The organism is Pseudomonas sp. IB20 (assembly GCF_009707325.1).
Taxonomy (GTDB): domain Bacteria; phylum Pseudomonadota; class Gammaproteobacteria; order Pseudomonadales; family Pseudomonadaceae; genus Aquipseudomonas.
This window is the reverse complement of record NZ_CP046103.1, coordinates 3,899,669-3,912,765: the sequence shown is the minus strand read 5'-3', so window position 1 is coordinate 3,912,765 and position 13,097 is coordinate 3,899,669. Positions and strand designations below refer to the sequence as shown.

The 13,097-nt window shown below is 58.8% G+C and carries 11 protein-coding genes; 8 read left to right on the top strand and 3 right to left on the bottom strand.

What is annotated here, in order from left to right; all coding sequences use genetic code 11:
* Window positions 1-11: 11 nt before the first annotated feature.
* Complete coding sequence (flgA, locus tag GJU48_RS18205; protein WP_094950517.1) at window positions 12-770, bottom strand: flagellar basal body P-ring formation chaperone FlgA; 759 nt, start codon at window positions 768-770, stop codon at window positions 12-14.
* Window positions 771-850: 80 nt separating this feature from the next.
* On the opposite strand from flgA, the gene GJU48_RS18200 reads away from it, so the two are divergent.
* Window positions 851-1,783 (top strand): chemotaxis protein CheV, encoded by a 933-nt coding sequence (locus GJU48_RS18200; protein WP_094950518.1) that lies wholly within the window; start codon window positions 851-853, stop codon window positions 1,781-1,783.
* Window positions 1,784-1,827: 44 nt separating this feature from the next.
* Window positions 1,828-2,655, top strand: a complete 828-nt coding sequence (gene cheR, locus GJU48_RS18195) for a protein-glutamate O-methyltransferase CheR (RefSeq protein WP_094950519.1) — start codon at window positions 1,828-1,830, stop codon at window positions 2,653-2,655.
* A 358-nt stretch (window positions 2,656-3,013) separates the two neighbouring features.
* Here cheR and GJU48_RS25390 read toward each other — a convergent pair whose 3' ends face one another.
* The gene (locus GJU48_RS25390) at window positions 3,014-3,208 is read right to left on the bottom strand and encodes a hypothetical protein (protein WP_256671160.1); all 195 of its coding nucleotides are present in this window, start codon (window positions 3,206-3,208) and stop codon (window positions 3,014-3,016) included.
* Between the two features lie 318 nt (window positions 3,209-3,526).
* Here GJU48_RS25390 and flgB point away from each other — a divergent pair, with 318 nt between their 5' ends.
* The 4 genes from flgB to flgE are packed head-to-tail and all read left to right on the top strand — an operon-like array spanning window position 3,527 to window position 6,471.
* Window positions 3,527-3,934, top strand: coding sequence for a flagellar basal body rod protein FlgB (gene flgB, locus GJU48_RS18190; protein ID WP_016973699.1), 408 nt, complete (start codon window positions 3,527-3,529; stop codon window positions 3,932-3,934).
* A 3-nt stretch (window positions 3,935-3,937) separates the two neighbouring features.
* Window positions 3,938-4,381: a flagellar basal body rod protein FlgC gene (flgC, locus tag GJU48_RS18185; RefSeq protein ID WP_016973698.1), complete on the top strand. Its 444-nt coding sequence runs from the start codon at window positions 3,938-3,940 to the stop codon at window positions 4,379-4,381.
* Window positions 4,382-4,397: 16 nt separating this feature from the next.
* Entirely contained in the window at window positions 4,398-5,123 is a 726-nt protein-coding gene (gene flgD / locus GJU48_RS18180; protein ID WP_094950521.1) for a flagellar hook assembly protein FlgD, read from the top strand.
* 31 nt (window positions 5,124-5,154) lie between these two features.
* A complete protein-coding gene (flgE, locus tag GJU48_RS18175) occupies window positions 5,155-6,471 on the top strand; it encodes a flagellar hook protein FlgE (protein WP_094950522.1) in 1,317 nt (438 codons plus the stop codon).
* 462 nt (window positions 6,472-6,933) lie between these two features.
* Here the strand turns inward: flgE and GJU48_RS18170 are convergent, their stop codons facing one another.
* Window positions 6,934-9,828 (bottom strand): ribonucleoside-diphosphate reductase subunit alpha, encoded by a 2,895-nt coding sequence (locus GJU48_RS18170; RefSeq protein ID WP_094950524.1) that lies wholly within the window; start codon window positions 9,826-9,828, stop codon window positions 6,934-6,936.
* A gap of 848 nt (window positions 9,829-10,676) precedes the next feature.
* Here GJU48_RS18170 and GJU48_RS18165 point away from each other — a divergent pair.
* Together GJU48_RS18165 and GJU48_RS18160 are read left to right on the top strand one after the other, a co-directional pair.
* Window positions 10,677-11,402, top strand: a complete 726-nt coding sequence (locus tag GJU48_RS18165) for a response regulator (RefSeq protein WP_094950525.1) — start codon at window positions 10,677-10,679, stop codon at window positions 11,400-11,402.
* Window positions 11,399-13,009: an ATP-binding protein gene (locus GJU48_RS18160; protein ID WP_094950526.1), complete on the top strand. Its 1,611-nt coding sequence runs from the start codon at window positions 11,399-11,401 to the stop codon at window positions 13,007-13,009. The genes GJU48_RS18165 and GJU48_RS18160 overlap by 4 nt, the downstream gene beginning before the upstream one ends.
* Window positions 13,010-13,097 lie beyond the last annotated feature (88 nt).

Genomic DNA, 13,097 nt, shown 5'->3' with positions numbered 1-13,097 from the left:
ATACCAGTGATCTATAAAGCTACCTCGACTTGGCCCGGCGCGGTAACTTGAGCCTTGATCACGCGATTGGAGTTGAGGTTCTTGACTCGTATCTGTTCGCTCATCCCTCCGTTGGACAGCGCTTCGCCCGGCATCTTTACCATCAGCCCGCCACTGCTGGCCGAAATCACCACTTGGTCACCCTTGCGAATCACTTCAGCCTGTTCCAGGTGGACGAGCGTTATCACCTGGTCGGTGACCATTGGTCGGGTTAGTTTTTGCCCGACGGCTTGGTCCACAGAGGTGAGGTAGCCCTGGCTGATCAGGCTTATGTCCCGTTCGCGCAGCGCAACGTCTTCAAAACCGATGATACCGGTGCGTTTGAGCGGGCGTGTGACGACCACTACATCGCGGAACAGCTTGACCTGGGCCGGTACGAATACGGTCCAGGGCGAAGCGCCGTCGCAACGCACTTTTACCGTCACGCGGCCGATCGGCTGGGCGGGGCTTTCCAGGGTGGCTGTCAATTCCTTGTCGCACATTGGCATGCGTAGGCGCGGGTCCAATTGGCTGACCTGGATTTCATAACGGCCAGGCGTCTGAGTGGTCGCCAAATAATCTTCTACAGTGAACTCAAGAAAGCCTTGAGTGACGCCGATAAGGAGATCAGGCAAGGTGACATTATCTGCACGGGCCGCCGTGCCCGAGCTCAAGGCGAGCAACGCCATCGTGACGCAGAGCAATCTGCGGTACCGTGGCAGGCGTCGGGAAACTGTCGTTTTAAAGTTCATAAATCAATAAATAGCAAAGCTCGTGCCGTTTTGTGTTGGGTACGCTTCGTACCTCTAGGTTTTGGCGTAGGAGTCTGGGCATGGCAGGAGTAATGGATTCAGTAAACCAGCGCACACAGCTGGTAGGGCAGAATCGCCTGGAGTTGTTGCTGTTCCGCCTCGATGGCAAGCAGCTGTATGGCATTAATGTGTTTAAAGTGCGGGAGGTGCTGCAGTGCCCCAAACTGACGATCATGCCCAAGTCCAGTCCGGTGGTATGTGGCGTGGCCAACATCCGTGGTGCGACCATCCCCATTCTTGATCTGGCCTTGGCCACCGGTTCTGCAGGTTTGCAGGACCGCCAGAGCCCGTTCGTGATCATTACCGAATACAACACCAAGACCCAGGGTTTCCTGGTGCGCTCGGTGGAACGCATCGTCAACATGAACTGGGAGGAGATCCATCCGCCGCCCAAGGGCACCGGCCGCGATCACTACCTCACGGCGGTGACGCGGGTCGATAACCAGTTGGTCGAAATCATCGACGTGGAGAAAATCCTCGCCGAAGTGGCGCCGACCTCGGAATCCATTTCGGTGGGTGTCGTCGACGCTGAGACGGCGCACAAGGCGATCTCGTTGCGCGTGCTGACCGTGGACGACTCCTCGGTCGCGCGCAAGCAGGTGAGCCGTTGCCTGCAAACCGTGGGTGTGGAAGTGGTGGCCCTCAACGATGGTCGCCAGGCCTTGGATTACCTGCGTAAGCTGGTGGATGAAGGCAAGAAGCCGGAAGAAGAATTCTTGATGATGATCTCCGACATCGAGATGCCGGAAATGGATGGCTACACGCTCACGGCCGAGATTCGCAACGATCCACGCATGCAAAAGTTGCATATCATCCTGCATACTTCGTTGTCGGGTGTATTCAATCAGGCGATGGTCAAGAAGGTCGGTGCTGATGACTTTCTGGCCAAATTCCGCCCTGATGACCTGGCATCCCGGGTAGTCGACCGGATCAAGGCAGCAGATCATGGCTAAGGGGCTTTTTCCCTGGCGGTCTTACGATTTTAGAGGCGGTATCAGTGTCTACGGGTAATTTGGATTTCGAACAGTTCCGGGTCTTCCTGGAAAAAGCCTGTGGCATATTGCTTGGTGAAAACAAGCAGTACCTGGTATCCAGTCGTCTCAACAAACTGATGGAGCAGCAGGGCATCAAGTCCCTGGGTGAGTTGGTACAGCGCATCCAGGGCCAGCCGCGCAGCGGGCTAAAGGAAATGGTGGTGGATGCCATGACCACCAACGAAACCCTGTGGTTTCGCGACACCTACCCCTTCGAAGTGCTCAAGAACAAAGTGCTGCCGGAAGCCATCAAGGCCAGCCCGGGCCAGCGCCTGCGCATTTGGTCGGCCGCCTGTTCCTCAGGGCAGGAACCGTACTCGATCTCGATGTCCATCGACGAGTTCGAGCGCACCAACATGGGCCAGCTGAAGGCTGGGGCGCAAATTGTCGCCACTGACTTGTCGGGCTCTATGCTCACCAACTGCAAGACCGGCGAGTACGACAGCCTGGCCCTGGGCCGTGGTTTGTCACCGGAACGCCTGCAACGTTTCTTCGACCCGAAAGGGGCCGGGCGTTGGGCGGTCAAGGCGCCGATCAAGAGCCGAGTGGAGTTTCGCTCGTTCAACCTGCTCGATAGCTATGCCAGTCTGGGCAAGTTCGACATGGTGTTTTGCCGCAACGTACTGATTTACTTCTCGGCTGAAGTGAAGAAAGACATCCTGTTGCGTATCCACGGTACGCTCAAGCGCGGTGGTTACCTGTTCCTCGGTGCATCCGAAGCACTGAATGGTCTGCCGGATCATTACCAAATGGTGCAGTGCAGTCCCGGTATCATTTACCAAGCCAAGTGATCGGCGCTGGAGCATAAAAAACGGGAGGCCCGCAAAGGCCTCCCGTTTTTTATGCGCTCAAAGTGTTGACGACACCTGGTCGTCGTCACTCAGGGCCTGAGCGTCATTCGGATATTTCCCAGGGAAAGACGATGAACACCGCTGGGAACCGCCTCATTGAAAATACCTAGCCGCCCGGCTGTGTCGGAGGCGGAGGCGGTGAAGGTTGCTCGCCCGGTTTGCGGCGAGGCTTGGGTAATGTTCTGGACATTGACGGTGCTTATCCGCAGACCGTTCATCGTCATATATAGGCTCGAACCATCGGAGGTTGGGCCGCCTCCAATCACATCAAAGCTGAAATCATACGTGCGCCCTGCAGTCACCTGCACGGGACGGGTAATGATTCGCCGCCGAGGACGCTGCTGCTCAATGTCAGATAGATCATGTCGCCGGCTTGGACGGGGAAATCGAGCGTCAACTTGGCGCTGTCGCCGAGAATAAGCAGGGTGTTCAGATTCGGGATGGGGACCACTGAATCTTGTTCGTTAAATTTTGGAGGCGGAATGTTCAACATTTTTAACCTCTGCCAGGCACGGTGGGACGTCTGCTAATAAGGCATTCGAGGCGACGTACAGCGCAACTGTCAGAAATGACAGTGCAGACAAGTGGTCACTCAACAACCTCGACGTTCGCCTCTCACCGTTGCCGCCGCCAGTAAAGCGGCAACCGCCATTGCCGCTTTACTGGCGCCACGCGGAAGACCGTTGCCGCTTTTCTGGCATTGCCGCTGGCAAACATCCCGCAACCCCTTGAATTACGGGCCTTAAGGGAATTGGCATGCGCCTTGCTATAACCCAGATACGAAAAGCAGGTCAGCCTAAAGGTTTCCGCCATGAGCATCAGCTTCGATAAAGCGCTCGGTATCCACGAACAAGCCCTGGGCTTCCGCGCCCAGCGTGCTGAAGTCCTGGCCAACAACATTGCCAACGCCGATACCCCGAACTACAAAGCTCGGGACTTGGACTTCTCCGCCGTGCTCGCCGCACAGCAGGACAAGAACAAGAACGGCACCTTCGCCTTGAATATGACCAATAGCCGTCATATCGAAGCGCAAGGCCTGAGCAGTGGCGACGAGTCGCTGCTGTATCGCACGCCGATGCAGCCATCGATCGACCAGAACACCGTCGACGCCCAGCTGGAGCAATCGGCCTACGCCGAGAACTCGGTGAACTTCCAGGCCAGCTTCACCCTGCTCAACAGTAAATTCAAAGGGCTGATGTCAGCCCTGCGTGGAGAGTAAGCCATGTCTTTAGCCAGTGTTTTCAATATTGCCGGCAGTGGCATGAGCGCGCAGACCACGCGCCTGAACACCGTCGCCAGTAACATCGCCAACGCCGAGACCGTGTCTTCGAGCATTGACCAGACCTACCGCGCCCGTCACCCGGTGTTTGCCACCATGTTCCAGGGTGGCCAGAGCGGCGGTAGCGATTCACTGTTCCAGAACCAGGATGCGGCGGGCCAAGGCGTGCAGGTGCTTGGTGTGGTCGAAGACCAGAGCAACCTGGAAGCCCGTTATGAGCCTAACCATCCCGCCGCGAACGAAAAGGGTTATGTCTACTACCCCAACGTCAACGTGGTCGAGGAAATGGCCGACATGATTTCCGCCAGCCGCTCGTTCCAGACCAACGCGGAAATGATGAACACCGCCAAAACCATGATGCAGAAGGTCCTGACCCTGGGTCAGTGATAAGGGGCGCCAAATAATGGCCATCGTTGATACCACTAACAACACGGCAGTCCAGAACCTTTTTAACGCCAAGGTCAAGACTGCGACGGACAACAGCGGTGTCGGTGCTGCTTCCAAGGCCGCGACGGGTAACCAGTCGCTCGGCAAGGACGCATTCCTGCAACTGCTGGTGACCCAGCTCAAAAACCAGAACCCGCTGTCGCCTCAGGACAACGGTGCGTTCGTGGCGCAACTGGCACAGTTCAGCAGCCTGGAAGGCATCAACACCCTGAACGACTCGGTGAATGCGATCTCCAGCAACTTCAGTTCGTCGCAAGCGCTGCAAGCGTCGTCGCTGGTGGGGCGTTCGATCATCACCCAGACCGACAAGGCCATGGTTGATACCAGCAAGAGCATGACCGGCTCAGTGGCGGTGACGGCGGCGACGGGCAACGTCTCCGTGAAGATCACCGACAAGGACGGCAACGTGGTACGCACCCTCGACATGGGTGCGCAGAGTGCCGGCGATGCCAGCTTTATCTGGGATGGCAAGAACGACAAAGGTGAGGTCGCGCCTGCTGGCACTTACACCTTCAATGCCACCACCAAGAGCGACAAGGGCGACTCGGTTGCCCTCGCTACTTCGCTGCCAGCCACGGTAACCAGCGTGACTTTGAGCAAGACCGGCGGCGAAATGCTGCTCAACCTTGCTGGCGGCATGGGCAGCGTCAAGCTGTCGCAAATTCAGACTATCGGTACATAGAGCCGGCTAAATACGGCAGAGGGAGAGAAACATGTCTTTTAATATCGGCCTTAGCGGCCTCTATGCGGCCAACAAACAACTGGACGTGACCGGCAACAACATCGCCAACGTTGCGACCACTGGCTTCAAGTCGTCCCGTGCGGAATTCGCGGACATTTACGCGGCCTCCAAGCTGGGCACCGGCCAGAACAGCATCGGCAATGGTGTGAACCTGGCGGCGGTGTCTCAGCAGTTCACCCAGGGCGACGTTAACGGCAGTGGCGGTATTCTGGACATGGCGATCCAGGGTGGCGGCTTCTTCGTACAGAAGGGCAGCGACGGTTCGCTGGAATACACCCGCAGTGGTGCTTTCCGTGCTGACAAAGACGGCTATATCACCAACAACACCGGCACCTCGCGTCTGCAGGGTTATGCCGCGGATGAGAATGGCAAGATCACTAAGGGCGGCCTGGTCGACCTGCAACTGAACCTGTCGAACCTGCCACCGAAGGCCTCCACCAAGGTGGACTCCAGCAGTAACCTGAACTCCTCGTCGCCGGTGATCGATCAGACCAAGAACCCGTTTGATCCAACCAAGTCCGAGACCTTCACCACGCAATACAGCACCACATTGTACGATTCCCAGGGCAACGCACACCCGATGGTGCAGTACCTGGTGAAAACCGATGCCAACCAGTGGCAGGCCTACACCTTGATCGATGGCCGCAATCCTGATGGTTCGGCCCCTACCGGTACTGGTGCTGGCGTGACGGCGCCTGTGCCGTCGACCTTGAGCTTCGATGGTGCCGGTAATCTCAAGAGCATCGTGACCGGGGGGGTTGCCGGTAACACCTTGACCATCAAGGATTGGGTGCCTGGCACGGTGACCGATGGCGTATGGAAGGCTAACGATGCGACGGCGAACAAAGACGGCATCGCCATTAACATGGGCACCGTCACCCAGTACAACTCGGCCAGCTACCGTAACCCACCGGTTACCGATGGCTACGCCACCGGCCAGATCACCGGCCTGAAGATCGATGGCAGCGGTGTGCTGTTCGCCACCTTCAGTAACCAGCAGAGCAAGGCTATCGGCCAGATCTCCCTGGCCAGCTTTAACAACGAGCAGGGCTTGCAGCCAGCCGGCGGCACTACCTGGAGAGAGACTTTCGCGTCGGGCCAGCCGGGTTACGATTCCCCGCAATCCGGTACCCTGGGTTCGATCGTGGCCAACTCCCTGGAGAACTCCAACGTCAACCTGACCAGCGAGCTGGTGGACCTGATCAAGGCCCAGAGCAACTACCAGGCGAACGCCAAGACCATCTCCACCCAGAGCACCATCATGCAGACCATCATTCAGATGACCTGATATCGTCGCTCAAGTACCAGCGCACACAAAAAAGGCCCCTCGATCGAGGGGCCTTTTTTGTGTGCGCTACTTAGTCATTTACTGCTTGTTTCACCTTACCCCGATGCGGGAACGCGTAACGCCAATTTCGCCACTTATGAGCCAACGGACGAACGTCGTCCAGCGACTATAGGGGTAAGTAAATGGCGGGCTATGCACTGTGGGAGGGAAGCGCGCGTGGAGCGCGTGGTTTCGACGCGGCTGGCGAGCGGTAAGCTCGGTGTCGTGGCCTATGATCGCCACTCGATGGCGGTCATCGATGGGCGAGTGGAGTTGTGGGGAAGACGAGGTGGCGCGCCGAAGCAGGGTATTGCGTACGCGTTCCTCTAGGGGCGAGAAACGAAAAAGCCCGATAAGCCCCATGCAATCAGGGTCTATCGGGCTTTTTCAATCCAGGGCGTTCAAGCCCTGGATTGGCTCAGCTTATTGGCAAGCTTCGCAATCCGGCTCATCAATCGCGCAGGCCTTTGGCACAGGTGCCGGGCCGGCTGGCGCTGCGAGTACCGAATCATCACCGTGGTTGCCGCTGGACACTGCGTTCAGCTTACCGGTGTTGATGGTCGACTTCTCGGTGCTGGTCGCGGCCAGGGCACGGAGGTAGTAAGTGGTTTTCAGGCCACGGTACCACGCCATGCGGTAGGTCACGTCGAGCTTCTTGCCCGAAGCGCCGGCGATGTACAGGTTCAGCGACTGAGCCTGGTCGATCCACTTCTGACGACGGCTGGCGGCGTCAACGATCCACTTGGTGTCCACTTCGAAGGCAGTTGCGTAGAGCTCTTTGAGTTCTTGCGGGATGCGCTCGATCTGTTGCACCGAACCGTCGTAGTACTTCAGGTCGTTGATCATGACCGAGTCCCACAGGCCGCGGGCTTTCAGGTCGCGAACCAGGTACGGGTTGATCACGGTGAATTCGCCCGACAGGTTCGATTTCACATACAGGTTCTGGTAGGTCGGTTCGATCGACTGCGATACGCCGGTAATGTTGGCGATGGTCGCGGTCGGTGCGATGGCCATGATGTTGGAGTTACGAATGCCTTTCTGCACACGGGCACGTACCGGCGCCCAGTCCAGGGATTCGTTCAGGTCAACGTCGATGTACTTCTGGCCACGTTGCTCGATCAGGATCTGTTGCGAATCCAGCGGCAGGATGCCTTTGGACCACAGTGAACCCTGGAACGTCTCGTAGGCACCGCGCTCGTCGGCCAGGTCGCAGGAAGCCTGGATCGCGTAGTAGCTGACCGCTTCCATGGACTTGTCGGCGAACTCGACCGCAGCATCCGAACCGTAAGGAATGTGCTGCAGGTACAAAGCGTCCTGGAAGCCCATGATGCCCAAGCCAACCGGACGGTGCTTGAAGTTGGAGTTCTGCGCCTGTGGTACCGAGTAGTAGTTGATGTCGATAACGTTATCGAGCATGCGAACGGCGGTGTTCACGGTGCGTGCAAGCTTCACGGTGTCCAACTTGCCGTTGACGATGTGGTTCGGCAGGTTGATCGAGCCCAGGTTGCAAACGGCGATCTCGTCCTTGTTGGTGTTCAAGGTGATCTCGGTGCACAGGTTCGAGCTGTGGACCACGCCGACGTGCTGCTGCGGGCTACGCAGGTTGCACGGGTCTTTGAAGGTCAACCATGGGTGGCCGGTTTCGAACAGCATGGACAGCATTTTGCGCCACAGGTCTTTGGCCTGGATGGTCTTGAACAGCTTGATCTTGCCCGGGTACTGGGACAGCGCTTCGTAGTACTCGTAACGCTCTTCGAAGGCCTTGCCGGTCAGGTCGTGCAGGTCTGGCACTTCGGATGGCGAGAACAGGGTCCACGGGCCGTCATCGAAGACGCGCTTCATGAACAGGTCAGGGATCCAGTTGGCGGTGTTCATGTCGTGGGTACGACGACGATCATCACCGGTGTTCTTGCGCAGCTCGATGAACTCTTCAATGTCCATGTGCCAGGTTTCCAGGTAGGCACACACAGCGCCTTTACGCTTGCCACCCTGGTTAACCGCAACGGCGGTGTCGTTGACGACTTTCAGGAACGGTACAACGCCCTGGGACTTGCCGTTGGTGCCCTTGATGTACGAACCCAGTGCACGCACCGGGGTCCAGTCGTTACCCAGGCCGCCGGCGAATTTGGACAACATGGCGTTGTCGTGGATCGCGTGGTAGATGCCCGACAGGTCATCCGGCACGGTGGTCAGGTAGCAGCTCGACAGCTGTGGACGCAGGGTGCCGGCGTTGAACAGGGTCGGGGTCGACGACATGTAGTCGAAGGACGACAACAGGTTGTAGAACTCGATGGCGCGGTCTTCTTTGTTCTTCTCTTCGATCGCCAGGCCCATGGCCACACGCATGAAGAACACTTGCGGCAGTTCGAAGCGGATACCGTCCTTGTGGATGAAGTAACGGTCGTACAGGGTTTGCAGGCCCAGGTAGGTGAACTGCTGGTCGCGCTCGTGGTTGATCGCTTTACCGAGTTTTTCCAGGTCGAAAGTGGCCAGGATCGGGTTCAGCAATTCGAATTCGATACCCTTGGCGATGTAGGCAGGCAGGGCCTTGGCGTACAGGTCGGCCATTTCGTGGTGAGTGGCGCTGTCGGCCACGCCCAGGAAGCCCAGGCCTTCGGCACGCAGGGTGTCCATCAGCAGGCGCGCGGTCACGAACGAGTAGTTCGGCTCACGTTCAACCAGGGTACGGGCGGTCATCACCAGGGCGGTGTTGACGTCGGTCAGGGCCACGCCGTCGTACAGGTTCTTCAGGGTTTCGCGCTGAATCAGGTCACCGTCAACTTCTTCCAGGCCTTCGCAGGCCTCGGTGATGATGGTGTTCAGGCGGCCCAGGTCCAGCGGTGCAAATGTACCGTCAGCCAGGGTGATGCGGATCGACGGGTGAGCTTGTACGGCAGCTTCTTCGGCCGGGGAGCGCACGGCGCGTTCTTTGGAACGGGCGTCACGGTAGATCACGTAGTCGCGGGCTACTTTCTGCTCGCCGGCACGCATCAGGGCCAGTTCAACCTGGTCCTGGATTTCTTCGATGTGGATGGTGCCGCCCGATGGCATGCGACGCTTGAAGGTTGCGCTGACTTGTTCAGTCAGGCGGGCAACGGTGTCGTGGATGCGCGACGAGGCAGCAGCGGTGCCGCCTTCAACTGCAAGAAACGCTTTGGTGATGGCGACGGTGATTTTGTCATCGGTGTAAGGAACGACAGTGCCGTTACGCTTGATCACGCGCAGTTGGCCCGGTGCGGTGGCGGACAGATCCAGGTTCGAATCAGCGGCCTGCGGCACGGAGCCTTGCGGGTTCTCGCGAGTTGTGTCGGTTTGCATGGGGGGTTGTCTCCACATTCTATATTTATTTGGGCACCATCACGGTGCCCACCGTTCCGTCCTGAAGCACTTACAGCAGGCCTGGGCCTGGCATAACAACTTCGGGACAGGAGGAAGGGAGCTCATCGCGCCGCTTCCATGCCGAAGTCTTCGGTTCGGGCCTTGAAGCACCCTTCGCCGTATTCCTGGTGGGTGACAGTTGCTCGCTTCGAACACTGCAACACCCGTACCGCTTTCTGCCGTTGAGGCTGGAAAACGGCTGCCATCCGCGTGCGCGGTTTGGGCTTTGAAAAAATGTTTTGGTTCAACCAAACGGGAGCAAGAAAGCACTTGAGTTTCTTGTCTGATCTGTGTTTGGTTTTTCGCTTAAAACCCTACATGTAGGGTTTTTTTAGCGCCGAGCTACAAGATAATGCGTTTTCAGGGGCTTAGCAACGCACTACCTGTGGATAACGCTGTGGGTAAAATGTGTATGAAACGTGGAACGCCCGTGTAGGCCGCAGTACTGCTGGATTGCGCCGTTTGTCACCGAATATTCCAAGGTAAAAACAGTCGATTGGAATTTTGAGGGCGCGAACCCTACCACAAAAAAACCTGATCACCGAATGGATTTCCCGGCTTGTGCTGGAGGGTTGGCCCATGGCTACAATCGGACTACTGACAGGCGTTGTTATGCCCTCAAAACATTACAAATAAGGTGCGGCGGGTGAGCGAGTTGGCCAACCAATCCCTTTATAAAAATGAGGATCACCCGTGCAGGCGTTGTTATGCCCTCAAAACATTACAAATAAGGTGCGGCGGGTGAGCGAGTTGGCCAACCAATCCCTTTATAAAAATGAGGATCACCCGTGGAGCAAGAAGCCTGGCAAATATTGATTGTCGAGGACGACGAGCGATTGGCCGAGTTGACCCGTGATTATCTGGAGAGCAACGGCCTGCGGGTGTCGGTGGAGGGCGACGGCGCCCTGGCGGCGGCGCGCATCATTGCGGAGCAGCCTGATCTGGTGATCCTCGACCTGATGCTGCCCGGCGAAGACGGCCTGAGCATTTGCCGCTCAGTACGCGAACGCTATGACGGCGTGATTCTGATGCTGACCGCGCGCACCGACGACATGGACCAGGTGCTGGGCCTGGACATGGGCGCCGACGACTACGTGTGCAAACCCGTGCGCCCGCGCTTGTTGCTGGCGCGTATCCAGGCCCTGCTGCGGCGCAGCGAGCCGGCGTTGCCCGTCGCCGTGGAAAACCAGCGCCGCCTGCAATTCGGCCCGCTGGTGGTGGACAACGCCCTGCGCGAAGCCTGGCTGCACGAGGGTGGCATCGAGCTGACCAGTGCCGAGTTCGACCTGTTGTGGCTGCTGGTGGCGAACGCCGGGCGCATCCTGTCCCGCGAGGAAATCTTCATTGCGCTGCGTGGCATCGGCTACGACGGCCAGGACCGCTCCATTGATGTGCGCATCTCACGCATTCGCCCAAAAATTGGCGACGACCCGATCCACCCGCGCCTGATCAAGACCATTCGCAGCAAAGGCTACTTGTTCGTCCCCGAAGCCGCTGCCGACATGCCGTTGTGAACTCGATCTTCCTGCGCATCTACGGCGGCATGTGCGCGGCGCTGATCCTGGTCGCGCTGCTCGGCGTGCTGGCCTTGCACCTGCTCAATGAGGTGCGCAGTGGCCAGTACCGTGAGCGCTTGGCCCACGGCACCTTTGCGCTGATGGGCGACAACCTGCAACCCATGAGCCCCATCGAACGCCAGCGCGCGCTGGCAGTGTGGGAGCGCTTACTGGGTATCCCGCTGGAGTTGCGCACACTGGCTGATGCCAAGTTGGACCTGAGCCAACGCAACCGCCTGCAACGCGGCCAGGTGCTGGTGGAGCAGACCGGGCCGCATGCGGCGCGCGTGTTGCGCCTGGTCAGCGAACCGGAGCAGTTGGTACTCGCGGGCGAAGTGCAGCAGATCAGCGAACAGCTGGCCCGCGCGACGATTTACCTGCTGGCTGACGAACTGGTGCGCTTCCCGGTCGCCGAGCAGCCGCAAACGCTGGCCGACATTAAGCAGGCCAAGGGCTTTGGTTTTGACATGCACCTGATCACCCTGGATCAGGCCGACATGGACGATGACCAGCGCCGCCGGGTTGCGGAAGGCGACACGGTGATGGCCTTGGGCAAGGGCGGCGATTCGATCCGCGTGTTTGCCGGCATGGTCGGCACGCCGTGGGTGCTGGAAATCGGCCCGCTTTACCAAATGAACCCTTACCCGCCGCAGTGGTTGATCCTGATTGCCTTGATCAGCCTGACCCTGATCGGCTTGATCGTGTATTTATTGGTGCGCCAGCTCGAGCGGCGCCTCAAGGGCCTGGAAGCGGCGGCCACGCGCATTGCCAAAGGCAACCTGGAGGTGCGCGTACCGGCGCGCGGCGCCGACTCGGTGGGGCGCCTGGCCGCTGCTTTTAATGGCATGGCCGAGCACCTGCAGCAATTGCTGGCGATCCAGCGTGAACTGGTGCGCGCGGTGTCCCACGAACTGCGCACCCCAGTGGCGCGCCTGCGCTTTGGCCTGGAGATGATCGGCGACGCCGCCACCCCCGAGGCGCGGCGCAAATACATGGACGGCATGGACAGCGACATTCAAGACCTGGATGGCCTGGTTGACGAAATGCTTACTTACGCACGCCTGGAGCAAGGCGCGCCGGAGCTGAGTTTCCAACGGGTCGACCTCAACGCGCTGCTCGATCAGGTGATCGGCGAATTGTCACCACTGCGCCCGCAGGTCACGGTGACTCGCGGCGTTTGTTTGTCTTCCGCGCATTGGGATGACGCCTGGATCGACGCCGAGCCGCGCTACCTGCATCGCGCCCTGCAAAACCTGGTGAGCAATGCGATGCGCCATGCTCAGGGCCACGTGTTGATCAGTTATCAGGTGGGCCAGGTGCGTTGCCGCATCGACGTGGAAGACGACGGCCCCGGCGTGCCGGAAAGCGCCTGGGAGCGGATCTTCACGCCGTTCCTGCGCCTGGACGACAGCCGCACCCGCGCCTCGGGCGGGCATGGCCTGGGCTTGTCGATTGTGCGGCGGATTATCTATTGGCACGGCGGGCGGGCGTTGATCAGCAAGAGCAACAACCTGGGTGGGGCGTGCTTTAGCCTGAGTTGGCCCAGGGATCAGGAGAAACCCTGACACCGCTATCGCAGGCAAGCCAGCTCCCACAGTTTGAAAGTGTGAACCCAATCAAATGCGGCAGCCGGGCTTTCCCGCGATGGCGGTA

What these genes read in the sequence shown, in the direction of transcription:
- flgE (WP_094950522.1), top strand. Translation starts at nt 5,155, where the DNA reads ATGTCTTTTAATATCGGCCTTAGCGGCCTCTATGCGGCCAACAAACAA.
- flgC (WP_016973698.1), top strand. Translation starts at nt 3,938, where the DNA reads ATGTCTTTAGCCAGTGTTTTCAATATTGCCGGCAGTGGCATGAGCGCG.
- flgD (WP_094950521.1), top strand. Translation starts at nt 4,398, where the DNA reads ATGGCCATCGTTGATACCACTAACAACACGGCAGTCCAGAACCTTTTT.
- GJU48_RS18200 (WP_094950518.1), top strand. Translation starts at nt 851, where the DNA reads ATGGCAGGAGTAATGGATTCAGTAAACCAGCGCACACAGCTGGTAGGG.
- GJU48_RS18170 (WP_094950524.1), bottom strand. Translation starts at nt 9,828, where the DNA reads ATGCAAACCGACACAACTCGCGAGAACCCGCAAGGCTCCGTGCCGCAG.
- flgB (WP_016973699.1), top strand. Translation starts at nt 3,527, where the DNA reads ATGAGCATCAGCTTCGATAAAGCGCTCGGTATCCACGAACAAGCCCTG.
- flgA (WP_094950517.1), bottom strand. Translation starts at nt 770, where the DNA reads ATGAACTTTAAAACGACAGTTTCCCGACGCCTGCCACGGTACCGCAGA.
- GJU48_RS25390 (WP_256671160.1), bottom strand. Translation starts at nt 3,208, where the DNA reads ATGTTGAACATTCCGCCTCCAAAATTTAACGAACAAGATTCAGTGGTC.